24 protein-coding genes and 1 pseudogene are annotated in these 22,310 nt (G+C 57.5%); 14 read left to right on the top strand and 11 right to left on the bottom strand.

The features are described 5' to 3' along the window. Positions 1 to 222: 222 nt before the first annotated feature. Positions 223 to 507, bottom strand: coding sequence for a hypothetical protein (locus tag MKP05_RS14740; RefSeq protein WP_240569032.1), 285 nt, complete (start codon positions 505 to 507; stop codon positions 223 to 225). 110 nt (positions 508 to 617) lie between these two features. Between MKP05_RS14740 and MKP05_RS14735 the strand changes: the two genes are divergently transcribed. The 12 genes from MKP05_RS14735 (at position 618) to MKP05_RS21795 (ending at position 8,765) form a co-directional block, all read left to right on the top strand. After that, positions 618 to 824, top strand: coding sequence for a MerR family transcriptional regulator (locus tag MKP05_RS14735; protein WP_240569031.1), 207 nt, complete (start codon positions 618 to 620; stop codon positions 822 to 824). Further along, a complete protein-coding gene (locus MKP05_RS14730; protein WP_240569030.1) occupies positions 821 to 1,387 on the top strand; it encodes a hypothetical protein in 567 nt (188 codons plus the stop codon). Before MKP05_RS14735 ends, MKP05_RS14730 begins: the two co-directional genes overlap by 4 nt. Beyond that, the gene (locus MKP05_RS14725; protein ID WP_240569029.1) at positions 1,384 to 1,602 is read left to right on the top strand and encodes a hypothetical protein; all 219 of its coding nucleotides are present in this window, start codon (positions 1,384 to 1,386) and stop codon (positions 1,600 to 1,602) included. The genes MKP05_RS14730 and MKP05_RS14725 overlap by 4 nt, the downstream gene beginning before the upstream one ends. A gap of 383 nt (positions 1,603 to 1,985) precedes the next feature. Further along, a complete protein-coding gene (locus MKP05_RS14720) occupies positions 1,986 to 2,306 on the top strand; it encodes a hypothetical protein (protein ID WP_240569028.1) in 321 nt (106 codons plus the stop codon). Between the two features lie 217 nt (positions 2,307 to 2,523). After that, on the top strand, positions 2,524 to 2,736 hold the full coding sequence (locus MKP05_RS14715; RefSeq protein WP_240569026.1) for a major capsid protein: 213 nt from the start codon (positions 2,524 to 2,526) through the stop codon (positions 2,734 to 2,736). Between the two features lie 72 nt (positions 2,737 to 2,808). After that, entirely contained in the window at positions 2,809 to 4,008 is a 1,200-nt protein-coding gene (locus tag MKP05_RS14710; protein WP_240569024.1) for a virulence factor TspB C-terminal domain-related protein, read from the top strand. 10 nt (positions 4,009 to 4,018) lie between these two features. Beyond that, positions 4,019 to 4,306, top strand: a complete 288-nt coding sequence (locus tag MKP05_RS14705) for a DUF2523 family protein (protein WP_240569022.1) — start codon at positions 4,019 to 4,021, stop codon at positions 4,304 to 4,306. Between the two features lie 2 nt (positions 4,307 to 4,308). Beyond that, the gene (locus MKP05_RS14700; RefSeq protein ID WP_240569020.1) at positions 4,309 to 5,160 is read left to right on the top strand and encodes a zonular occludens toxin domain-containing protein; all 852 of its coding nucleotides are present in this window, start codon (positions 4,309 to 4,311) and stop codon (positions 5,158 to 5,160) included. Then, the gene (locus MKP05_RS14695; protein ID WP_240569018.1) at positions 5,157 to 5,831 is read left to right on the top strand and encodes a TraX family protein; all 675 of its coding nucleotides are present in this window, start codon (positions 5,157 to 5,159) and stop codon (positions 5,829 to 5,831) included. The genes MKP05_RS14700 and MKP05_RS14695 overlap by 4 nt, the downstream gene beginning before the upstream one ends. 156 nt (positions 5,832 to 5,987) lie before the next feature. Then, positions 5,988 to 7,280 carry a phage replication initiation factor gene (locus tag MKP05_RS14690; protein WP_240569017.1) on the top strand — a complete coding sequence of 431 codons (1,293 nt, stop codon included), beginning with the start codon at positions 5,988 to 5,990 and terminating at the stop codon, positions 7,278 to 7,280. Continuing rightward, entirely contained in the window at positions 7,277 to 8,266 is a 990-nt protein-coding gene (locus MKP05_RS14685; RefSeq protein ID WP_240569016.1) for a phage integrase, read from the top strand. Before MKP05_RS14690 ends, MKP05_RS14685 begins: the two co-directional genes overlap by 4 nt. 364 nt (positions 8,267 to 8,630) lie before the next feature. Further along, entirely contained in the window at positions 8,631 to 8,765 is a 135-nt protein-coding gene (locus MKP05_RS21795) for a hypothetical protein (protein ID WP_276316627.1), read from the top strand. 170 nt (positions 8,766 to 8,935) lie between these two features. On the opposite strand, the gene MKP05_RS14680 is transcribed toward MKP05_RS21795, so the two are convergent. From MKP05_RS14680 to gbd, 10 genes and pseudogenes are all read right to left on the bottom strand, one after another. After that, positions 8,936 to 10,504: an aldehyde dehydrogenase (NADP(+)) gene (locus MKP05_RS14680; protein ID WP_240569015.1), complete on the bottom strand. Its 1,569-nt coding sequence runs from the start codon at positions 10,502 to 10,504 to the stop codon at positions 8,936 to 8,938. 363 nt (positions 10,505 to 10,867) lie between these two features. Beyond that, positions 10,868 to 11,306 (bottom strand): annotated as a pseudogene (tnpA, locus tag MKP05_RS14675) (IS200/IS605 family transposase). Between the two features lie 102 nt (positions 11,307 to 11,408). Then, entirely contained in the window at positions 11,409 to 12,236 is an 828-nt protein-coding gene (locus MKP05_RS14670; protein WP_240569014.1) for an amidohydrolase family protein, read from the bottom strand. Further along, complete coding sequence (locus MKP05_RS14665; protein WP_240569013.1) at positions 12,233 to 12,667, bottom strand: RbsD/FucU family protein; 435 nt, start codon at positions 12,665 to 12,667, stop codon at positions 12,233 to 12,235. The genes MKP05_RS14670 and MKP05_RS14665 overlap by 4 nt, the downstream gene beginning before the upstream one ends. A 21-nt stretch (positions 12,668 to 12,688) precedes the next feature. Continuing rightward, complete coding sequence (locus MKP05_RS14660) at positions 12,689 to 13,726, bottom strand: aldo/keto reductase (RefSeq protein WP_240569011.1); 1,038 nt, start codon at positions 13,724 to 13,726, stop codon at positions 12,689 to 12,691. 12 nt (positions 13,727 to 13,738) lie between these two features. Further along, positions 13,739 to 14,752, bottom strand: coding sequence for an ABC transporter permease (locus tag MKP05_RS14655; RefSeq protein ID WP_240569010.1), 1,014 nt, complete (start codon positions 14,750 to 14,752; stop codon positions 13,739 to 13,741). Beyond that, positions 14,749 to 15,723 (bottom strand): ABC transporter permease, encoded by a 975-nt coding sequence (locus MKP05_RS14650; RefSeq protein ID WP_240569009.1) that lies wholly within the window; start codon positions 15,721 to 15,723, stop codon positions 14,749 to 14,751. The genes MKP05_RS14655 and MKP05_RS14650 overlap by 4 nt, the downstream gene beginning before the upstream one ends. Next, entirely contained in the window at positions 15,720 to 17,234 is a 1,515-nt protein-coding gene (locus tag MKP05_RS14645) for a sugar ABC transporter ATP-binding protein (protein ID WP_240569008.1), read from the bottom strand. The genes MKP05_RS14650 and MKP05_RS14645 overlap by 4 nt, the downstream gene beginning before the upstream one ends. A gap of 91 nt (positions 17,235 to 17,325) precedes the next feature. Continuing rightward, entirely contained in the window at positions 17,326 to 18,402 is a 1,077-nt protein-coding gene (locus MKP05_RS14640; protein WP_240569007.1) for a sugar ABC transporter substrate-binding protein, read from the bottom strand. A 72-nt stretch (positions 18,403 to 18,474) separates the two neighbouring features. Then, a complete protein-coding gene (gene gbd, locus MKP05_RS14635) occupies positions 18,475 to 19,629 on the bottom strand; it encodes a 4-hydroxybutyrate dehydrogenase (protein ID WP_240569006.1) in 1,155 nt (384 codons plus the stop codon). 416 nt (positions 19,630 to 20,045) lie between these two features. Here gbd and MKP05_RS14630 point away from each other — a divergent pair, with 416 nt between their 5' ends. Together MKP05_RS14630 and MKP05_RS14625 are read left to right on the top strand one after the other, a co-directional pair. Beyond that, positions 20,046 to 20,732 carry a GntR family transcriptional regulator gene (locus MKP05_RS14630; protein ID WP_240569005.1) on the top strand — a complete coding sequence of 229 codons (687 nt, stop codon included), beginning with the start codon at positions 20,046 to 20,048 and terminating at the stop codon, positions 20,730 to 20,732. Further along, entirely contained in the window at positions 20,729 to 22,279 is a 1,551-nt protein-coding gene (locus tag MKP05_RS14625; protein ID WP_240569003.1) for a UxaA family hydrolase, read from the top strand. Before MKP05_RS14630 ends, MKP05_RS14625 begins: the two co-directional genes overlap by 4 nt. Positions 22,280 to 22,310: the final 31 nt, after the last annotated feature.

Here is a 22,310-nt window from a genome sequence, read left to right as displayed (position 1 = left end):
TTTTTCCTCGACCAGTCATTTCCTCTTACTGGCATTTTCAACAGCCATTCACTCCCTTTCTGTAATCTTGGGGAACAGCCATCATCTTTCTTCATAAACATTTTTAGCCCTGATTGTGCATCTTGATAGCAGCTTATTTCTACTTCTTTACGCGATGCTCAAGGCCGACCTCCTATCCCTGGAGCCTGCCGCCCTGGTACCACCTTGCCACTGCCTTCCTGGCTAGTCGGTATCCGTCCCTGTCTGCTTGAGCGTCTTCCGCGCCTTCTCGATCTCTGGGCTGACCTGCCCGCCAGCCTCGTTCACCTGCCCTGTCATCAGCCACAGCGTGTATTTCGGCCACACGCTGCACACCGCTTCTAGTAGCTCACCTTTTGGGGCACGACCTGTCTGCTCGAGGCTCTCGAGCGTTTTCTTATTGATTCCAACGAGTTGCGAGAACTCATGACGACCACTTGTCTCGGCCTCGCGGATTTCGCGCATTCTACGCGTGAGTTCGCTTGACATACCCCAACTTCTTAGTACACTCGAATTATAGGGTACCAACTAGTTGGTACACCTCGGTTTTCACCACTCTCTAAAAAGTAACACAACCAGCCACAGCGAGCAGGTACGACATGGAAACGAGCAACGCGCCCCAGGTCCCGGCCTCTGTGCCAGTCATGACCGTCGAGCGGTTCTCCGAGCTCTCTGGCCTCACTGCGGACACCATCCGCGGGCAGATCCAGCAGGGGAACCTTCCGTTCATCAAGGTCGGCCGCCGCCGGCTCGTGAATGTCGCACTCCTGACCGCCGAGTGCATGAACGCGGAGGACTGGTCATGACCTTTAATCTCGGCTTCGACCATGATCGCACCCTCGACGGCTGCACCTTCGTCGACTTCCACTTCGACGCCCCCAGTTACGTCGAGCCCGTCACCCTGCATGGCAAGACCTACGGCATGACCTGCAGCGGCAAGGACAACGGCTACCTCTACGGCTCCGACCTGCTCGGCTGGGACGTGGTATTCGGCAAGCGCATCACCGCCGACCTGATCCACGGCCTCGCGATCCCCGGCGTCACCTTCCGCGTCTGCGCCCGTAACGGCGCCGTGGCGGCCGACGGCTTCGCCTCCTTGGACGCCGCCAAGCGCTTCGTCGCCTACCTCTATGAGCGCTTCTACGAGGCCTTTTATCTCGGCTTCGACACCTACACCGCCACCGAGGCCCCGGCCGCTCAGCCAGCCCCCTCGGCTCAGCACAGCACCGTTTCACCCCGTAGCGTCCCCGCCCCTTTGGCCCGCGACGTCGTCCCTTCTCCTGCCCCTGCCCCGACCAGGACGACCTACCGGGCCGCTTTTTACGGCACCGCTGTTTATCCACACCTGTTCAAGAGGAACACCCCATGACCCACGCCACCGGCAAGAAACAGCCCGTCCGCGTGTTCCTGGACGCCCAGGACTACAGCCGTTACCTCGTCCAGGCCGGCACGCACCAGGTCACCCCCTCCGGCCTCGGTGAACTGCTCATCCAGGACGGCCTCGAGCGCCTCGAGCAGGGCGACTTCCGCGCCCTCGGTCTCGACGCTACTGAACCAGCCCGCGCCCAGGGCTCGGAGCGCTGAAAGATGTTGTCCCCTGCCCGTCACCCGTCGCCCATCGGTCGCACGGCTCCCCGAGTCGGCGACCGGGCCCCCGTCAAGGGCGTGGGGGCGAGCGCAGCGAGCGCCCTTGACGGGGGACAGGGCGTCGACTGCCGTGCGGATCGACCGAGGGGCACGGGGGCGGCGCGGGGGACCCCCTGCCCGGAGCCCCGAGCCTTGAGGGAGCGGGCGGCCCGCTGCCTCCATGGCCGGGACACCGGCAAGGCCGCCCTGCTCTACCGCCGTGCCGAGTACTACGCCAGGGAGTTGGAAGGTTCGACTCCCTTCACCACCGAGCTAGCGGCTCTCGCTGAGCACTGCGAACAGCTCACCAGACCCACAGCCACCACAGGAAGGACATCGCCATGATCAACACCATTCAAGCCCGCGTGATCGGCGCCATGCGCTACAGCATGGATAACGGCGTCAAGGGCGCCAAGCTCACCATCATGAACGAAGCCGACGCCAGCAATGACAACCGCGTCGGCTACGAGGTCGCCACGATCTCCGCCCCCTACGAGATCTTCGACCAGATCCGCCCCCATGCCGCCCATATGCCGTGCAACCTCGAGATCGACGCCGAGATGCGCACCACCGGCGGCAAGATCACCATGCACGCCATCGCCGTGCGCAAGCCCGCCACCGGCGAGCCCAAGGCCACCGCTGCCCAGGGGGCCAAGGCGTGAGAGTTCAGGTCTGCCATGACTTCGATGAGGAGCTCGGCGAATGCAAGGCTCCCCTCGAATGGGTCACGGCAGCTGAAGTAGTCGAGGCCGGCAACGAGCCTTGGCTAACTGTCGAAGGGGCCCTCGTGGTCGCTGCGGCAATCGGTACCGTCTGGGCCGTCGCCTGGGCGTATCGGGCACTTGCCCAACAACTCCACTCAATCCTGAGGTAACTTCCATGCGTCTCATCAAGCAAGCCAAACGTGTCGTCCTCGTCCCCGCCTCCTTCCTCGGCGCCTCGGCCGCCATGGCCGACGCGGGGGGTGTCGATGTCAGCGGCGTCGTCGCCGCCGTCGATGGTGCCGCCGGCCCGATCGCCGCCGTCGGCACCGCGGTGCTCGCCGTGCTGGCCGGCATCCTCGTCTTCCGCCTGATCAAGCGGGTGATGTAACCCCGGCCACGCCGGCCAACCCCGGGCCCCTTCGGGGGCCCTTTTTGATCCACCCCGACCAGGACTGAGGCCATGCCCCATGCTCGAACTCTCCCCCGGTATGCTTGTCTTGCTGGCCTTGTTGCCGGCCTTCTGGCTCCTGTTCATGCACTAGCGTCACCCTCCGCCGAGATCCGCTCTATCCAGTATGCGGGCACCTCCACGCCGACCCATATCAACACCAAGGTGCGTGCCGCGTATCGGTTCTCGGCCAATGACCCGCGTTTCTATCACCGGCTGACCCTGGCCGTCTCTCGTCAAAGCATCAGGACCGGCGCCCTGGCGGCGTTATCTCGGGGTGTCATGCATCCAGGGGTAGCGGTTGCCATTGCGGCCGCTGGCTGGGCCTGGTCGATGGCTGACGGTATCTATGAGGAGCTGGCACCGGAGGAAACCTTCACCTCCCCGGGTTACGACGAATACGGCGCTCTTGAACAATGCTCCCCATCGTCTACCGCCCTGTGCCGGCATTCTTCGTCAAACAAGGAATATGGCTTCGTTCGCTTGGGCAAGTCCTCTGTCTATGGTTATGACTCATCCCGATACGTTGTTGTTGGTCATTGCACCACGGGGGCCTGCCAACCCGATCAGAACGGCTACTGGCCGACTTATTACGCCTCGCGCACCGGCACCGATGCCACCTATTCAGGCGGGCAGATCACGGAAACCTTTCCTCGAGAAATTGAACCCGTCTCGGAAGCGGACCTTCCTGCCCTCGATGAGTTCTTTCCCGGCTCGATCATCGATGACCTGTGGGCCGACGATCCTTCCGCCATCCCCCAGCAATGGCAGGACCAGATCTCCGTGCTTCCCTTTTCTAATCTCAACCCTGCCGGCCAGGCCGCGCCGGAAGTTCATCAGGGGGTATCCCGATGGGCCGAGAACATGACCGCCCGCATGCAGGATGAAGCGCTCCCCCATCCCGATCCCGGCGTGTCGCCCGAGGGCAATACCGCCGCCGAGGAAATCGTCGACCGAATGGATGAAGAGCCGCCCGACTTCCCGAACGAGCCGGAGCCCGTTTGGAACGTGGTCGAAATCGACGAGCTGCCCGACTACAACGCCAGCATTGGCAGCGGCCAGTGTCCCGGCCCGCATCATATCAACTTCCCCTTTTTCGGCTCCATCAGCCTGGATTGGCAACCGGCCTGCGACCTCGCCTCGAACATTCGCGGGGCCGTTATCGCCCTGGGCTACATCCTCGGCCTACTGATCGTCGTCGGCAAAAAATAGGAGGCATGTCATGGCCGCTGTTCTCGTTACGGTTCTCACCTTCTTCAGCAAGTTTCTGATTGCCGTGCTGATCGCCAAGGTGGCGAGTTTCGTCGTCTTTACCACCATCTCCACGATCCTGATCCGCAACCTCATGGATGCGGCCATCAACAACCTGGGCTCGGTCGGTGAAGCCTTGTGGTTTATCCAGCTCGCCGGCTTCGATGTGGCGCTGTCGGCCCTCGGCTCGGCGTTTCTCCTGCGTGCCGCCTTCCGCTCCTGGAGCCTTGGGCCCTCTTCACTGATCACCGGGGGTTAACCATGGCCATCCACCTGATCTCGGGTGTGCCCGGGGCCGGCAAGACCCTGCGGGCCGTCTATACCCTGATCAACCTGCTGCGCAGCGAGGAAGGCGCCGACCGTCCCTTCTTCGGCAACGTCAACGGCCTGCGCCACCAGGCCCCCATTCCCGACCAGTGGATGGACGTGCCCGATGGCGCGATCATCCTGATCGACGAGGTGCAACAGCGCTGGCGCCGCTACCGCAACACCGGGGAGCCCCCGGCCGAGATCGCCGCCCTGGAAACCCACCGGCACCACGGCGTCGACTTCATCCTGACCTGTCAGAACCCCTCCCAGCTCACCAGCGACGTGCGCGCCCTGGTCGACACCCACGAGCACCTGATGCGCAAGGGCAAGCTCAATGGCGCCATCGTCTGGCGCTGGGAAGGCGTCTGCCACACCAACCCCGCCAGCCACAGCAAGGATGCCGACTGCGAAGCGTCCCTCTGGCGCTATCCCAAGTGGGTCTTCGAGCAGTACACCTCGGCCAGCCTGCACACCGGCAAGAAGCGCCTGCCCCGTCTGCTGGTCGTCGCCCCGCTGGTGCTGGTCGCCGGCATCGTCTCGATCACCGTCGCCATCGCCCAGGTCAAGAGCTACTTCAACCCCGACCCGGGCCAGGACACCGACTCGCCGCCGGCGCCCCACGAACAGCCCCATCTTCCCGAGCCCGTAGAGATCCCCACGGCCACCGCCCACGCCGGCGTGATCCAGGGCGATTCCTGCCGGCTCTACGACCAGGACGTCCGCCCCCTGCTGGTCTCCCGCCCCATGTGCCTGGAAGCCATGGACATGGGCCTGCCCTACGACGTGGAGGTGCTCCAGCCATGACCACCCTTACCCTACCCACGACACGGCCCCGCCAGCTCCCCGCCTGGTGGCCCCTGGTCCAGCTGCTCGCCATCGGCACCATGGCCCTCGATCACATCGCCTACTGGCTGATCACCGGGCCCTGGCCGGATCTGCTGCGCCTCACCCTGGGGCGCATCGCCCTGCCCATGTTCGCCTTCCTGATCGCCTGGCATGCGCTGCACACCGCCGATCCGCGCCGCTATGCCAACCGCATCCTCCTGATCGCCCTGGTCGCCCAGCTGCCCTACCTGGCGCTGCGTGGCGAACTCCTCGGCAACATCTGTTTCACGCTGGCCGCCGCGGCCTACCTGGTGACCGCCTACCGCCAGCACGACCTTACCGCCCTCGCCACCGGCCTCGCCCTCACCGGGCTCACGCCCTGGATCTCCTACGGCCCCGCGGCCCTGCTGTTGGTGATGCTCCTGGTGCTCGCCATTCGCCACCCGCTGGCCTGGCTGCTGCCACTGCTCGTGTGGCCGCCGATCCAGTACGGCCTATCGATCCCCGCCCTCTCGGCGGCCGGCGCCGTGGCGCTCCTGATCATCCTGACCACCACCCCCATCGCCGTCCCCAGCCTGCCCCGCTACCTGACGCGATGGTTCTACCCGGCGCACCTGTGGGGGATCTATGCCGTTCGTGCCCTGGGGTAACCGCCCGCGAGTGCGGCGCGGGAGAGGACGCTTGCGCCCGCATCCCCGCGCCGCGCGAGCGGCGCGGGGCGAGACCCTCCCTGTAACACGTCTCGCAGAGTGACAACGAAAAGCGCCGTGACACGTCACAGCAGCACATTGAAGGGGTTTAGGAAAATGAAGCGATGGGAACGCTATTCACAGGACTCGCTGGCACGCGGGGAGCAAGACCCGTTCGGGAAGCTGTTCATCAGTCCCAGGGGGCAGCGGGAGCTCCACGGAATCCGGCTGCTCAATGCCGGCGTCGATACCGTTCGCCAGCTCTACCGCGGCAAGCCCTGTCTCTCTCAGTTTGACGAGATCATCACCGTCTACCAACAGGGTCGCGGCGCGACCATCGATCTCTTCGGCGTCACCTGGGCCGTGGGTGCGGGAGCCGCCGGCTCTGGCTTCCGCTACCGTCTGCAGAACAACGACCTCGGCGTGATCGTCTTCCTTCAGGCGCGACACACCAAGGTCGAGCAGGTCGGCACCCACGTGAAGATCGAGCTCTCGCCCCACTTCATCCAGGAACGCAGCCCCGACGACTGCCAGGCCTTCATGCACCACATCGCCGCCCACCTCCTGGCCAACCTCGAGCCCGCCGGCTGTGCCGTTCACCTCGCCCTGGACGTCCAGGGCTGGCAGCCCCCGAAGGACTTCATGGACCGCTTCGTGACGCGCTCCAAGAAGGTCATGCGCATCGATGGCATCGACGACCTCACCTTCGATCACGGCAACATCGCCACCACCTACGGCCGCTGCGAAACCCTCATGTTCGGTACCGCCGGTGCCCTGCAGTGCGCTATCTATAACAAGACCCGGGAAGCCCACCACCGCGACAAGCTGCACTTCTGGGAAGGGATCTGGCAGCAGGCGTCAGGAGACGACCCGCTCGACACCTCCTACGACCCCGAGCAAGACGTCTGGCGCATCGAAATGCGCTTCCACCAGTCCGTGCTTGCCGAGTTCGCCCGTGCGATCCCCTGCAACGTCGACACCGGCGAAGTCCTCGACGACAACGGCTTCGCCCGCTTCATCGACATCATCCCGCACCTCACCGGCCTGTGGCGGACCGCCATGCAGAGCTACCGCCTCGACACCTGCCGGGATCTCATCGACCCCGCCTGGCAGCTGCTCCAGGACGATGCCCGGTTCTACGCCCACGAACCCCACTTCCTGTACAAGCGAGCCCGCAAGGCCCCCGGCCTGGGAAACGAAAAGAACGTCTGTCTCGCCTTCGGCAACCTGATCTCGATCTACGCCCGCCAGGGCTTCCGCACCCATGAAGCCATTCGCTACCTGCAACGCTCCGGCATGTGGGACGACCTTGCCGAGTACTACCGTCGACGCGGGATCGACAGCGCTGGCTTCCGCCTCCTGGTGGAACAGAAGCTGATCGAGCGACGACTCCTCGGGAAAGCCGCGTGAGCATCAAGAAGGTCAAGACCGGCTGGCAGGTCGATATCTGGCCCCAAGGGCGGTACGGCAAGCGCGTGCGCAAGACATTCAAGACCAGGGCCGAAGCCAAACGGTTCGAGGACTACGTTCGCGGCCAGGCTGCCATCGGCAAGCCCTACCTGCCCAGGAAGCGGGATGTTCGCCGCCTCCTGGATCTCATCCACATCTGGTACGACTATCACGGGATCTCGCTCAGGGACGGCAAGCGCCGACTCTCCCAGCTCCAGGCACTCGCCGAGAAGATGGGCAACCCCATCGCCTCCACCATCACCCCCATGGACGCCGCCAGGTTCCGCCAGCAGCGCCTCGCCGAAGGCATCACCCCCAACACCGCCAACCACGACCAGGCGCACCTTCGTGCCGTCTTCAACAAGGTCATTCGCCTTGGGGAGTGGGAAGGGCAAAACCCCTTCGCCAGCATCCAGCCCCTACGCCTGGACGAGAAGGAACTGGCCTACCTCACCGAGGACGAGATCGCCCGCCTGCTCCAGGTCCTCGAGCAGTCACCCAATCCGGACGTCTACCTGGTCACCCGGCTCTGCCTGGCCACCGGCGCCCGCTGGAGCGAAGCCCAATACCTGCGCGTCGAAATGCTCCGGGATAACCGAGTCACCTACACCGGCACCAAGAACCGCCGGAATCGCACCATTCCGCTCGCTGACGAACTGTTCAAGACCCTGATCGACCATGCCCCCAGGTTCGGGCGCGTCTTCCGTACAGACGCCTATCAGCCCTTCGCCAGGGGAGTAAAGGAAGCCGGTATCAAACTGCCCCAGGGACAATGCACCCACGTGCTACGGCACACCTTCGCCAGCCACTTCATGATGAACGGCGGCGACGTGCTCACGCTTCAGCGGATCCTGGGCCACCAGACCATCACCATGACCATGCGCTATGCACACCTGTCCCCGGACCACCTGGCCGACGCCATCAAGTACGCGCCGAAGGTGTCGTAGACACAATGTAGACACTGGAAAAAATGCGGAAGAAATCAACCGAGGAAGGAAACGCTAAGTGGTTGATTCTCTGGTACCGGCGGTCGGACTCGAACCGACAAGGGCTTGCACCCGGCGGATTTTGAATCCGTTTTTCGACAATACAAGGCCGCGCTTGCTACGGGCATTTGTCGATAAATCAACCGTTTGCACACTTACACTGCTTACACACACAACGTAGAGTCGCTGCAGTCTGCGACCAAACTGCGACCACATTACGCCAGCCATTGCAGCGGACGAGCGTCCGCTGCGTAGGCAGAAGCGCTTGATCGTAGGCATTTCCAACAACCATCATTGCCTGGGCCCCTCCGGGTAGAGCCGCCGGGTGACCGGCGGCTCTACCCGGAGGGCCCTGGCCCATACCATCGAGAACAAGGTGGAGGCGGCCTACCGGCGGGGCGACCTGTTCGAGAAACGAAGAGCACTGAGGCAAGACTGGGCCGACTTCACCACCAGCTAGTCCGGCAGAGTGCATAACATGGCCAGTACTGACAGGGCAGTTAGTCTTTCACGAGCTGAGGTGTACCACCTTTTGCTTAAATTTAGGGAACTAACCAGTTATTTCGTATAACCGAGAAAATGGCGGCTCGTAGGCCGCCAAGCAATCCCATTACTCACTCATTCGAGACATCACTCGCGCTTGCCGTCCACCAAGCGGCTCACCCCTAGCGGGTTGCCGTCCTTGAGCACCTCGGGCAGCAGGCCCTGCTGCAGGTTCTGGTAGCACACCGGTCGCAGGAAGCGGTAGATGGCGGCGCTACCCACCGAGGTGGTACGTGAGTCGGAGGTGGCCGGAAAGGGTCCGCCGTGAACCATGGCGTCACATACCTCGACGCCGGTGGGCCAACCGTTGGCCAATACTCGTCCGGCCTTGCGCTCGAGCAACGGCAGCAGGGTGCGGGCGGCCTCGAGGTCGCCGGCGTCCATCTGCAGGGTGGCGGTGAGCTGGCCTTCCAGGGCCTCGGCTACCGCCTTGACCTGGTCGATGTCATCGCACTCGATCACCAGCGAGGCCGCGCCGAACACCTCAGCCTGCAGCGCTTCGTTCTTCAAGAAGTCTGATGCCTGAGTGGCGAACAGCGCGGTCTGGCAGGCGCAGGGGCCGTTCCCGACCTGGCCACGCGCTATCTCGCGGGCCTCGCCAGAAAGTGCTCCGACGCCATCCTGGTAGGCGCCATGAATCCCCGGGGTAAGCATGGTCTGGGCCGCGCTGCCTTTGACCGCCTGGCCGGCGGCCTCGATGAAGGCGTCCAGCGCCGTGCCCTTGACGCCGATCACCAGGCCCGGGTTGGTGCAGAACTGCCCGGCGCCCATGTTGAGCGAGCCGACGAAGCCCTCGGCGATCGCTTTCCCGCGCGCTTGGAGCGCCGCCGGCAGCAGGAACACCGGGTTGATCGAGCTCATCTCAGCATACACCGGTATCGGCTCCTTGCGCTGTTGGGCGACCTTCATTAGAGCAGTGCCTCCACTACGCGAGCCGGTGAAGCCCACCGCCTTGATGCGATGATCGGCAACCAGCGCTGCACCCACTTCACGGCCGGAGCCGAACAGCACTGAGAACACGCCTTCCGGCAGTCCGCACTGAGCCACTGCCTTCTGCACCGCGCAACCGACCAGCTCGGAGGTGCCGGGGTGAGCGGAGTGCGCCTTGACGATCACCGGGCAGCCAGCTGCCAACGCCGAGGTGGTGTCGCCCCCGGCCACAGAGAAGGCCAGTGGGAAGTTGCTTGCACCGAACACGGCGACCGGCCCCAGCGCGATGTGGCGCTGACGCAGGTCGGCGCGCGGCATCGGCTGGCGGTCGGGCATCGCCGGGTCGATACGCACGTCGAGCCATTCGCCGGCACGTACCACCTTGGCGAACAGGCGCAGCTGGCCGCAGGTACGGCCGCGTTCGCCCTCGATGCGCGCCTGGGGCAGGCCAGTCTCGGCCACGGCGCGCTGGATCAGGTCATCGCCGATGGCCTCGATCTCGCTGGCCACAGTCTCGAGGAACACTGCGCGGTCCTCGAGCGAGGTCTCGCGGTAAGTGTCGAAAGCGTCCCAGGCTAGCTGCGCAGCATTTGCCACCAGAGTGGCGTTGCCACCGGCATAAGCCGGGTCGAGCTGCTCGCCTGTGGCAGGGTTAACGGCGGAAATAGCGGAGCTATTGCCAGCGACAACCTGCTGACCGATGAGTGATTTGCCTTCCAGTTTCATGCTTGTTCCTCCTGTTATAGATATCTTGCCTTTCGTGTAGCAATGTTCGAACCCGTATCGTCGTATCAGACAGAGACATCTCTGCGTGGACCAAGTTACAACTTCGCCTACCTTGCCCGATGGCCCACTCGTCATGGCGCTACTCCGCCAGCTCAGCAGCCGCATGCTCGAAATTCAAAGGCAGCTTGCTTACGGCCCATTTTTATTAGAAAACTGACCAAGCTGGATACTCCAGTTGGTGTTGAGTTTATAAATGAGTAACGATGTGAAACGGACACCTTAAGTAAGTATCCCCCGGCAAAGCCGCGGGCTTTACATTGTTAGCCCCTCAAAGGGGCAAGAATCTGAGCCGCCTGAAGTCGGCTACCTTCTCATGCCGAACTTGATCTGATAATAATGCTCATTTACCTTTTCTTGGTTACGGATGTAGGCACGGACCATGTCTTCATCAAGTCCGACTGTCGAAACAAAGTAACCTCTTGCCCAGAAACTCTCGCCTGTGAAATTTTTTCGCCCTACCAATAAATCTCCTGGCTATCGAAATTGCGCTCTTCCCTTTGATGTAGCCAACCACATGTGACACAGAGTGCTTTGGTGGAATGCTGATACACATGTGGACATGGTCACGCATCAGATGCCCCTCCACGATCTGGCATTCCTTCTGCCGTGCCAGCTCATGGAACACCTCACCAAGGTGCTTGCGCATCCTTCCGAAAATCATTTTCTTACGCTTTTTAGGTATAAAAACAACATGATACCTGCAATTCCATGTCGTATGGGAAAGACTGTGGTACTCTCTCATTGGGAACATCCTATCTCTTGGCCGAGATTGGAGGCTCCCTGTGACCGCATCACACGGTCAAACCTCGGGTAGTCCCCCGGCAAAGCCGGGGGATTACCTTATTTATTTATTTAATCCATAAAAACTCACTGCGTTAGTTTCGAAGATTTTATGAAGATCCGCTTGCCCAAAGAGCTCCCCTAGTAAAGTTCGGGCAAGCTCCACCACTTCAGCGTGGGAGGCTGCCAGCGTGCAAACGGGCCAGTCTGTACCAAAGACAAGCCTATCGGGGCCAAAGCTATCCGCGACATGACGCAGAAATGGTCGGATGCGGTCGGCGTTCCAATCAGTTCCAGCCTCAGTGACCATGCCGGAGACTTTACACATCAATTGTGGATAAGCGGCAAGGCGTGAGATGCTCTCCCCCCATTCTCCCAACTCCGCCTGTTTCATATCTGGTTTCGATAAATGATTGATAATGCCGCGCAAGTTGGGTACATCATCGAGTACATCGAGCAATGCAGGAAGATGGCTCGGAAAAGTCAGTATATCGAAAGGGATGTTACGCCGTGCCACTTCAGCCAGCGCGGTGCGAAACAGGGGGTTCTTGATGAGAGCAGGATCATGTTCCTGCAGCATCGGGCGAAACCCCAACCATTTTGGCTGTGCGGAATAGTGATCTAGCCGAGCAGAAAACCGCTCATCCAACATATCAAGCCAACCCACCACCCCTGCAACGAAATCCGTCCGCTCAGCAATGTTGAGTAAGAAATCGGTTTCCGCTTCTGTTTCGGCAGCCTGGACAAGTATAGTACGAGAAATGCCAGCATCGTCAATCAAAGGAGCCAAGTCATCAGGTCCGAAGTCCCGTAGGAGAGGCGTAAGATTAGGCGTCATCCAAGTATAATCACCCCTGCCGACTTGCCAGAAGTGGTGGTGAGCGTCGATCATGCCGAACCTCCTCCACGTAATACCCCTTTCTTGAGAATGAGATTAGCGTAGAGACGCCGCTCACCGGTAGAAACTACGGCATAAGCCTTCTTTGCACGTTCGTAAAAATCGAAGCGGTCGATCTGCTCCATGTTGACGGGACCACCTTCAGCCTCGGCCATGACACGGTCAAAATCGTCGCAGACCGGAGGACGTCCATCGGGAGCTGCCATAGTGATAGCAGGCGCCTCTACAAAATCATCGAGGGGTAGGACGGACAGAATAGCTTCCAACACCCGGTCGGCAGGTATACCAGGCAATCGCACAAGACGTTGTGCAACGGTTGCCGCTGGAAAGTTCGAATCCGTTATAACTATTTCGTCCCCATGTCCCATGTCACGCAGAATAGAAAGAAGGTCACCGGTGAGTATCGTGTCTATATTTTTAAGCATGTCTCTTCCTAAGAGTTGTCTTCAAGAAAGTTGAGCCGAAGCGACCGCATCATCAAGATCGGACCAAATACTTTCCGGGAGCTCCTCCCCAAACCAATCTATATTCTGCTGCAGTTGAGCTGGCGTCTTGGCCCCGATTACTACGCATGTAACTGCGGGATGTCGGATGGGGAAGCGAATCGCAGCGGCTGCCAGTGGCACATCATAGTCGTCACAGACACAACGAAGCGCCTCAACCTTATTTATGATGTGGCGGGGGGCATCAGCATAGTTAAACTTCCGCCGACCATCTTTTTTTGCTGCCAAAATGCCAGAATTGTAAACACCGCCAATCGCCAGAGCGACTTCACGTTTCTGCGCAAGAGGTAGGAAGGTCTCTTCAGCGTCACGGTCAAGCAAGGAGTAGCGCCCCGCTAGCATGCAACAATCGAGATCGGTTTCCTCAAGCGCTTCCCTGATAATCTGCCATTCGTTTACACCGAGGCCAAAACCAGCAATATCCCCTGCTGCTTTTAACTCCTGTAATGCACGAAAACCGCCACCCTTCGTCAGGGCCTTCCAGTGATGCGCATTGGCCTCTCCATGCGTCACGTGGCCTATATCATGAACATAAAGCATGTCGATCCGACGCAGCCCTAGCCGCTGCTGGCTGTCGTCGAAGCTTCGCATAATGGCATCGTAGGAATAGTCGAAAACCTCGCGGAAGGGTAGGCCGTTATGCCAACCAGGGTCGAGTGGGTTCTTCGGAGGCTCTGGCGGTAGCCTGCGGCCTACACGGCTGTTGGTCATCAACCTACCTACCTTGGTTGAAAGGACATAGCTACCGGTCTTTTCCCGCAGCATATGACCAACGAGGTGTTCAGATCGTGTCATCCCATACATGGGGGCTGTATCGAAATAACGTATCCCACGGCTCCATGCGGTTTCCAGCATCTCTAGCGCCTGGTCACGTGGAACGTCGGTGTAAAGCCCTCCCAATGGCGCCGTACCGACGCCAAGTGCGGTGACCGTTAGGCCAGTGTTTGAAACGGGGCGGGGTGTGGTGGCAGTAATGGTCATGGCCTCATCCCTTTAGGAAAGATTACGTCGATTTGTACGAGTACGAGCCAGTACAACAAGCCCGACCCCGATGAGAAGTAATGACCCGCGGATAATCTGGCGCTCGCTATCGGTCCAGCCCAACAAGGCGGCACCGTTAAGTAAGCCAACTAAGAACAGCACGGCAGCCAAGGTTCCGAGAACGTTTGGTTTGCCAAACTTCAGCGCCATTCCCCCCAGCAGAACCGCTGTCAGCCCATCAAAGAAATAAGAATTGCCAAGGTAGGGTTGGCCAGAACTTAGATTAGCGGAAAGTAAAACCCCCGCCATAGCCGAGCCTATGCCAGAGAGGACGAAGAGCAGGAACATAAGCCGAGTCACCGGTATGCCAGCCTCAACCACCGCTTCACGGTTTTGCTCCATCGCGTAGATGTATCGACCGAATGTAAGCTTTTCTTGCAACACCCAGGCGACAACGTATAGCAGACCAACAATCACGGCAAGAAGAGGGATAGCTCCCACGATGCGCGCGTCAAGGATTGCTCCCACAAATCCAGTGGACGCCAGAGAGATAGATGTCCCCTTTCCAATAGCGGCGGCGAGGGAGGCGGCAAGTGCCCCGGATGCAATTGTAATTACAAGTGCAGGAAGGCGGAATACGGCAACTAATGTTGCATTAAGCACGCCGAAAACGATGCCGACTCCCAGACCACCAAGAACAGCGATAGGCCACCCGACACCAGTGGAAACTAGGCCTGCAACGGCCATATTGGCAAGTGCGGCAACGGACATGAAGCTAACATCGATCTCTCCTGCTGCGATAATCCATGTGAGACCAAGAAACATTAGGCCAGCAATAGAGGTAGACAGCAGAATCCCATGGATATTGCCAAGAGTTGTAAAGCTTGGTCGTAGGATTGCCAAGGCAACGAAGACAACAGCAACTAAAAGAAAAAAGCTGTAACGCATTACTACACGTTCGGCTGTTTTCTCTGCTTTTTGGCAGGATACTGTGGCCGGTACGGACTGCTGAACCATATCGGTCATGTCAGTGCCTCCTTTCGGATCGTAAATACCCGGCTTAGAGCGCCGAAGATTCTAACATCGAAGAGCGTTATTGAGAGGATGAGAACGGTGCTGACAATTGCATCTGAGTAGTAATAAGGGATAGCCAGAAGTGTAAAGCCGTTTAGCATCAGGGACATGAGCATCGTGCCTGCCATGGTCGCTAAAACTGATGGCCGACCGAAGAGCGCAGCCCCAAGGTAGACAGCTGCAAAAGCTGGCATTAGCAACTGATTGCCAGCAGTTACGTTGGCTGCTCCGGATGAGGCCACCAAAAGCACTATTGAGAGACACGCGCACAGTCCACAAATGGTGTAAGCTGCAACTATCATGGGCTTAACCGGAATCCCGGAAAAGAATGCAGAAGTTGGATTTTCCCCTGTAGCGTAGAAAGCTCGGCCAAAGCGTGATCCATGCAAGATTACCATCCCCACTAGCGCCACAGAAAGGAGAATCACAAAAGGCTTATCAAGGCCCAGCACTCTTCCATCATTCAGGTCAAGAAGGCCTGACATAAATAAGTTCTGCGAAATCGAAGTGCCACCCGAATAAAAATAACTAAACCCGATGGCCAACCCACCAGTCGCGATTGTTGTCACAATTCCCGGAAGTGCAAATCGTGCTATAATGATACCGTTAGTAATTCCGAAGACTAACCCCATTGCTAGACAACCACTAATGGCGACCCAAAGCGGTGCCCCGACAGAGATAAGCCAGCCTAAAGTCATAGCGCCTAACGAAGCCACACCTGGAAAGGACAAGTCATAATGGCGAACCACTATAACGAATGTTAAACCTAAAGCAGCTAGTCCATTTACCGACATATGCCGAAGCAGAGCATGCATATTGTTACTGGATAAGAAACTTGGTTCCTGGGTCCAGAAGGCTGCAGAAATGATTGCCACGATGGCAAGAAAAGCAACAATTCGAAATGTCAGAGCATATAGTTTCATTGCTGGATTCCCCCCATAAGACCAGCGTGAAAAAGATTATCCCGGCTGACGTTCCGGGCTAACACGCCGATAGGTTCACCCCGACAGAAGGCAATAGTTCGGTCAGCGACGCCATGCACCTCATCACAGTCCGAAGACATGACTATCACAGCAGCATTTTCCGAAAGCTCACGCATCAGGTCATAAATTTTTGCACGAGCTCCGATATCTACACCGACGGTGGGCTCGACAAAGATGTAAACACTCGCTTTGCTATAAAGCCCTTTGGCCACAACAACCTTCTGCTGATTGCCTCCGGAGTAGCCTCGCAAAGGTCGATTGAGCTTGGGGGGTTGTAGATCCACCCGTTCAGCCAATGCATGGGTTTCCCGTCGGTTCAGGCCAAACCGCAGTAAGCCGCCCAGCGATGCGCGGCTGAGGTTCGCCAATGTAGTATTGAATACCACGTCTTCTTCCATACTTAGTCCTTCAGCCCGACGATCACCTGGAACAAGAAAGAAGCCTTTCTTCAACGCGTCAGCGGGCGACCGAAACTGGACAGGTTGGCCATACAGTCGGATTTCACCTTCGTCGGGTTTCAATACACCAAAAAGGGTTTTTGACAGTTCGTCTATGCCTGAGCCGGCAAGGCCGAATATGCCAAGAATTTCTCCCTTACGTGCAACTAAATCTATGGCCTCAAAGTCACTGTGGCGCGCAAGGCCGTATGCTTCAAGAACCACTTCACCATTTACACGTTCCGAGTAGGGTGGAAAGAAATTTCCCGCTACTGCATCGAGCATCAGGTTTGGAATTGAAATGTTTTGCTCACGGGCATTCTCAGTCGTATAGCTCGCTACATTTCGCCCGCCTCGGAACACGGTGAAGCGATCAGCAATCTCGGACACCTCATCAAGATGGTGGGTTATGTATATTATTGCCAAGCCCTGCGCCTTGAGCGCCTCCATCATCGAAAAGAGTGATACCTTTTCGCGTTCAGTTAGGGTGGAAGTTGGCTCATCCAAGATAAGGATCCGCGCGTTTTCCAACCGGAGAGCGTGCAAGATGGCAACGATTTCACGGTCAACGGCAGGCATTTTAGCCACGGGCTGATCGAGGTCGATTTCGATTGGAAATCGATCCAATAATCTAGCCGCCTGCCGACGGATATCTTCGTGATCAACAGGGCTGAAGAGACCAGTGCGGGTAGCCTCCTGACCGAGAAAAATATTCTCAGCCCCGCTGAGATCGTCTACAAGTTCAGGATGTTGCTGAACTACTGCGATACCTGCATCAATTGCTGCCCGGGGCGAGCCGAGGGGGTAGTCTTCTCCATTAATGATAATAGAGCCAGCATCCTTAGAATAGACCCCTGACAAAATTTTAATCAGCGTGGACTTCCCGGCCCCGTTGACGCCTAAAAGAGCATGGATCTCACCTTTAGCAAGGTCGAAATCAATATTATCCAGGGCAAGTACATCCCCGAAGCGCTTTGTAATACCCCGCATGGCAAGGAAGCTTTCGCCACTCATCGCCTTCCTCCCGTTCAGGTGAGTCTTTGGCAGGTGGGACGCTCTTCCCCGAGCGCCTACCTGCCATGTTTTGTAAAATCAAGCTGATAAATTAGAGTACTCGCTGCCATCCAAGTTTGGCTGCTTCGCCCGGCTGATCGTAGGTATCGGGCATTTGCTCCATACCCGCGAGGCTCTCTTGTGTCACTGCATAAGATGGCGTGATAACAAAGCGAGGCGCATCCCGTCCATTCGCGACTTCAAATGCATAGAACGCGTTCATATATGCCATTTCGTAGAAACTTTGCGCCATGGTAATCTTAAACGGCGAACCAGCAGCGATATATTCAAAGCTCTGTCGCCCACCATCGATCCCTGTAATCATGACATCACGGCCAGAGGCACGGATTGCGAGCGTACCTTCTGATGCAGCGCCATCCCAAGCACACCAAATCGCATCAAGTTCGGGATTAGCCGTTAGAATCTGATCGACCACTTGCCTCGGTGTAGTTGACCCACCGAGAGCAAACGCGGTCTCCGACACGATTTCGATATCGGGGTACCGTGTGAAGACGGATTTAGCCCCAAGCGTTCGCTGATCCCAGCTTTCATTAGACGGTAGGGATACCAGTGCGACCTTACCCTTTCCACCTAGTTTGTCGACAATGTATTGAGCGGGATAGGAGCCGAGGCCAAAATTATTCGACATCGCAGTAGAAGTTACGGTCGTACCAGGTACATAGCTGTCGCCTATAAAAACTGGAACTCCCGAGGCAACTGCCTTCTGCACAGCTGGAGAAATTGCTGCAGCGTCAGCGGGTGTAATGAAGATCGCAGTTGGTCTAGATTCAACAAAGGCAAGGATTTGGTCTGCTTGTTTCTTAACGTCGTAATTCGCATCAGCGATGGTTAGCTCCCCGCCCAGCTTTTCTACAGCATCTCTGTAACCGTTCACTATATGCCGGCCTGACTCCCATACAGTCCAGCCTAGTGAGGCAGCAAAGCGCATTTCCGTATTTGGAACTTTTACACTACTGTTTATTTCGTTACTTTGCCCCCAAGAGATACTTGGACGCGCTAGGGCAGCAGCAACCGTGGCAGCGGCACCAGCCGATAACAAGCCACGACGGGTGAGTTTAATCCCGTTATATTCTGAAACTAACTCTTTATCTTTGTTACGTTCTGTCATTTTTATATCCTTAGTTACAGGCAGAAAGAGCTTTAATCGACGACCCGTTATGGGGCCTGCTATACAAGTTTCTCAGGCCGAGCGGCGCAAGATCTCTAGGTATTCCTCTTGTGTAGCAATTTGTGGATTGGTTGCATGGCAATGATCTTTTAGTGCAGCGTGCGACACCTTCTCCATCATCATGTCGGTCACGCCCATTTCTCGCAAACCGGCTGGAATGCCAAGCCGATGATTGAGGGCTGCAATAACCTCCGCCGGGTCTCCGCATAAGCGTTGAGTCAATACATCCCACTTCTTACCGATTGAGTCGCGATTAAAGCGCAGCACCTCGGGCATTAACACGGCATTAAGCGTGCCATGATGAAGGTTGAGTTCACGGATCGCGCCCAAGGGGTGGGTCAACGCATGGACTGCACCGAGACCTTTTTGGAAAGCCATTGCACCCTCCAAAGCGCAGGTCATCATGTCACGGCGAGCTGCAGTATTGCTTCCATCTTTCACTGCCACCTCTACCGCACCGAGACCGCAATCTAGACCATGCAATGCAATTGCCTCGGCAGGAGGATTGAAAGCGGGGGCCATGTAAGTTTCGAGACAGTGCGAGATCGCATCCATTCCCGTAGCCGCAGTAAGCCCTGGAGGTAGGCCATATGTCAGTTCTGGGTCGCAGAGTGCTATAGAAGGAAGATTATATGGCGAAAGGAGCCCAAGCTTATGCCCCTCGGCCGTAATGATAACGGATGCTCGTCCCACCTCGGAGCCGGTGCCAGAGGTTGTAGGTACTGCTACCAAGGGACATATATTACCGTGGATACGACCGACCCCTCCGTTGACCGCAGCATACTGACCAAGTGGTGGCAAGTGACCTGTCAGGATTCGCACTGCCTTGGCTAGATCAAGAGAGGAACCGCCACCTATTCCCACGATGCCATCGCATCCCGCGGCCTTATATAATTGCCACGCAGCCATGACAGCCTCTTCCGTCGGGTTGGCGGGGGTACCATCGAAAACAACGCATGCAGTTAGGTCAGCAGTGACCCGATCTATCATTCCGGTCGCTACGAGGCCTGCATCGGTTGCTATCAAGGGGCGCCTAACACCCAGCTCGTCCAGCAACTCTGGTAGGTGTGTGATCTGACCCTCACCGAACTCGATGCGAGTGAGGTAGCCAATCGTCCCTTTTACCGCGGTCTGTTTTACATCAGAAGTGTAACGTAGAGCTTTCATCGGTTCCTCTTTCTGCGGCAGTCCTGAGCTTGCGCCAGGTTGGGCTGATATATCTCACGCAAACCAGGTAATATATGAGCTGGCTTTCTGAACCCTAGCGCCTCACTCCGATGATGCATACTCGACTTTAGTGGCAAAGCTCTATCAGCGCCGCAAAAATGCCTCGATCGGCCTTACAGCCAAGGCTGCCAGCCTTGCTGAACATCACCCATGAGACAGGTGTATACTCCACGGAATCACTAAAATGACGAGGAAAGGTTTGTCTATGAAGGTAAATGTAGTCAATCCACAGGCTGCAGTGGCTGGGCAGGGAGTACCTCAGGGGTGCGGGGCAAGCAGGGAGAAAAAAATATTGCTCTTTGCTCCTGGATATGGCTACACTGACACCAAAGCGATATATCAGTCGACAAGAGTCCATGAATATACAGCAACCAAAGCATCCTCAGAAATCTGGTCAAATATATGGCGTCCTCCGGCGCGCTATCGTAATGCTGGAGATGAAACCAGGCGCTCCAGTCTCTGAAAAAGCCATCTGTGCAGCGTACAACGTTTCACGCACCCCGGTCAGAGAAGCTATTCAGAAGCTGGCTGAAGAAGGGTTGGTGAACGTAATTCCTCATTCGGGCACTTACGTGAGCAAGATCTCCTATAAGAGTGCAGAGGAAGGTTTCGTTATTCGACGTGCGCTAGAAATAGAGGGTGTTCGCCGCGCAGCCCACAGCCCTACTGATGCCTCAGTGGCCGAGCTGGACAGCATCATCAAATGGACACGCCAGATAATTGAAGATGAGCTGTTCGAATCCTACATCGAAGCTGATGACGCTCTACATAGCACCATTGCGAGAATGAGTGGCATGACTAGGCTATGGAAATTTATATCTATGGCCAAAATTGACTTGGACCGGATGCGGCAACTATCTGCTCCAGTACCAGGCCATTTAGTGCTGGTCACTGAGCAGCATGCTCAAATAGTTGATGCGATCAAACGCGGGAAGCCGGACCAAGCCGAGCTTGCTATGCGGATCCATCTGGATTCATCTTTTGAGGTTATGTCCAGGCTGATCGAAGACGAATTTTTTTTCGCGACAGAGAGCAGAACATGAACGTTTATGATAACCTAATCGATCCCCTCCCCCCCCTCATCGTGCTGAATTCTGAGGACAATGTTGCCGTGGCTCGGTCCCGGATCGATCCGGAAGTGACTGGGGAAGTATTAGGTGTTCGTCCCTTGAGCCGGATACCACGCGGGCACAAGATCGCCTTGCGCCCTATTCCTAGCGGGAGTCCTGTTCTTAAATATGGGCAAATAATTGGCTTTGCCACTCGGGACATCCCAGCAGGAGAACATGTGCATACTCATAATCTTGCCGTTGGGGAATTTGGCCGCGACTATGCCTTTTGCGTCGATGCTCGCCCTGTCGATCCAGTCCCGATGGATAAACAGGCCCATTTTATGGGATTTGTACGCCCAGATGGAAGAGTCGGCACACGCAACTACATCGCAATAATAGCGTCTGTTAATTGTTCAGCGACCGTGTCGCGAGCTATCGCAGCCCATTTCAGCGCTCCCGGAGTGATGGAACGCTTCGCTGGCGTGGACGGGGTGATCGGCCTGACCCATAGCGGCGGGTGTGCATTCAATACAAAAGCTGAGGGCTACGACTATCTGACCCGAACAATCGCAGGCTATGCCACCCATCCAAACGTAGGTGGCGTGCTGATGATCGGGCTAGGTTGCGAGACAAATCAGATCCCAGAGTTGCTTAAGCGCGAAAGACTAGCCGAATCAGACCGGCTACGCTCTATGACGATACAGGCTGTCGGCGGAACTCGCAAGACTATAGAGAAAGGGATTCGTGCAGTCGAAGAAATGATGCCGATCGTCGGCGCCACCCGCCGCGAAAAAGTCAGCGCCGCCGGGTTGACACTTGCTTTGGAGTGCGGTGGGTCAGATGGCTATTCTGGCATATCCGCCAATCCCGGGCTGGGCCATGCGGCGGGTTTGCTGATCCGCCACGGAGGGACAGTGATTCTGAGTGAGACGCCTGAAATATACGGCGCTGAGCACCTCCTTACACGCCGCGCCTCGAGGCCTGACGTGGCTGAAAAGCTGCTTGAGCGGATTGATTGGTGGCGTGACTACGCCAATCGCAACCGAGCCGAGATGGATAACAACCCATCCCATGGGAACAAGGCTGGGGGGCTTACGACGATTCTTGAGAAGTCTCTGGGCGCAGTGGCCAAAGGTGGAAATGCCCCCTTAGAAGCAGTCTACGAATATGCCGAAAAAGTTACAGCCAAGGGGTTGGTTTTCATGGATACGCCTGGATACGATCCAGTTGCTGTTACCGGCCAGGTTGCTGGTGGTGCTAACTTAATCTGTTTTACTACGGGCCGCGGCTCAGTTAGTGGCTTTAAGCCTTCCCCTTCTCTCAAACTTGCTACCAACTCCGAAATGTACCGCCACATGTCTGAGGATATGGACATTGATTGCGGCACCATCCTCACCGGTTTGGAAAGCATCGAAGAGTTGGGTCAGAGGATTTTCAATAACATGCTCGCCACGGCTTCTGGGCAGCAAACGGCCAGCGAGGAACTCGGTTACGGTGATAACGAATTTGTCCCCTGGCAGGTGGGCGCAATCATGTAACCCCTCTATCAAGCTCTGGTCAAGCACAGCA

Source organism: Halomonas flagellata, assembly GCF_022487945.1.
GTDB lineage: Bacteria > Pseudomonadota > Gammaproteobacteria > Pseudomonadales > Halomonadaceae > Halomonas > Halomonas flagellata.
Note: the sequence above shows the minus strand (reverse complement) of the source record. Positions and strands in the feature narration are given on the sequence as shown.

Coding starts and splice junctions, on each gene's coding strand:
- MKP05_RS14740 (WP_240569032.1), bottom strand. CDS start 507: ATGTCAAGCGAACTCACGCGTAGAATGCGCGAAATCCGCGAGGCCGAG.
- MKP05_RS14735 (WP_240569031.1), top strand. CDS start 618: ATGGAAACGAGCAACGCGCCCCAGGTCCCGGCCTCTGTGCCAGTCATG.
- MKP05_RS14730 (WP_240569030.1), top strand. CDS start 821: ATGACCTTTAATCTCGGCTTCGACCATGATCGCACCCTCGACGGCTGC.
- MKP05_RS14725 (WP_240569029.1), top strand. CDS start 1,384: ATGACCCACGCCACCGGCAAGAAACAGCCCGTCCGCGTGTTCCTGGAC.
- MKP05_RS14720 (WP_240569028.1), top strand. CDS start 1,986: ATGATCAACACCATTCAAGCCCGCGTGATCGGCGCCATGCGCTACAGC.
- MKP05_RS14715 (WP_240569026.1), top strand. CDS start 2,524: ATGCGTCTCATCAAGCAAGCCAAACGTGTCGTCCTCGTCCCCGCCTCC.
- MKP05_RS14710 (WP_240569024.1), top strand. CDS start 2,809: ATGCCCCATGCTCGAACTCTCCCCCGGTATGCTTGTCTTGCTGGCCTT.
- MKP05_RS14705 (WP_240569022.1), top strand. CDS start 4,019: ATGGCCGCTGTTCTCGTTACGGTTCTCACCTTCTTCAGCAAGTTTCTG.
- MKP05_RS14700 (WP_240569020.1), top strand. CDS start 4,309: ATGGCCATCCACCTGATCTCGGGTGTGCCCGGGGCCGGCAAGACCCTG.
- MKP05_RS14695 (WP_240569018.1), top strand. CDS start 5,157: ATGACCACCCTTACCCTACCCACGACACGGCCCCGCCAGCTCCCCGCC.
- MKP05_RS14690 (WP_240569017.1), top strand. CDS start 5,988: ATGAAGCGATGGGAACGCTATTCACAGGACTCGCTGGCACGCGGGGAG.
- MKP05_RS14680 (WP_240569015.1), bottom strand. CDS start 10,504: ATGAAACTGGAAGGCAAATCACTCATCGGTCAGCAGGTTGTCGCTGGC.
- MKP05_RS14670 (WP_240569014.1), bottom strand. CDS start 12,236: ATGATCGACGCTCACCACCACTTCTGGCAAGTCGGCAGGGGTGATTAT.
- MKP05_RS14665 (WP_240569013.1), bottom strand. CDS start 12,667: ATGCTTAAAAATATAGACACGATACTCACCGGTGACCTTCTTTCTATT.
- MKP05_RS14660 (WP_240569011.1), bottom strand. CDS start 13,726: ATGACCATTACTGCCACCACACCCCGCCCCGTTTCAAACACTGGCCTA.
- MKP05_RS14655 (WP_240569010.1), bottom strand. CDS start 14,752: ATGACCGATATGGTTCAGCAGTCCGTACCGGCCACAGTATCCTGCCAA.
- MKP05_RS14650 (WP_240569009.1), bottom strand. CDS start 15,723: ATGAAACTATATGCTCTGACATTTCGAATTGTTGCTTTTCTTGCCATC.
- MKP05_RS14645 (WP_240569008.1), bottom strand. CDS start 17,234: ATGAGTGGCGAAAGCTTCCTTGCCATGCGGGGTATTACAAAGCGCTTC.
- MKP05_RS14640 (WP_240569007.1), bottom strand. CDS start 18,402: ATGACAGAACGTAACAAAGATAAAGAGTTAGTTTCAGAATATAACGGG.
- gbd (WP_240569006.1), bottom strand. CDS start 19,629: ATGAAAGCTCTACGTTACACTTCTGATGTAAAACAGACCGCGGTAAAA.
- MKP05_RS14630 (WP_240569005.1), top strand. CDS start 20,046: ATGAATATACAGCAACCAAAGCATCCTCAGAAATCTGGTCAAATATAT.
- MKP05_RS14625 (WP_240569003.1), top strand. CDS start 20,729: ATGAACGTTTATGATAACCTAATCGATCCCCTCCCCCCCCTCATCGTG.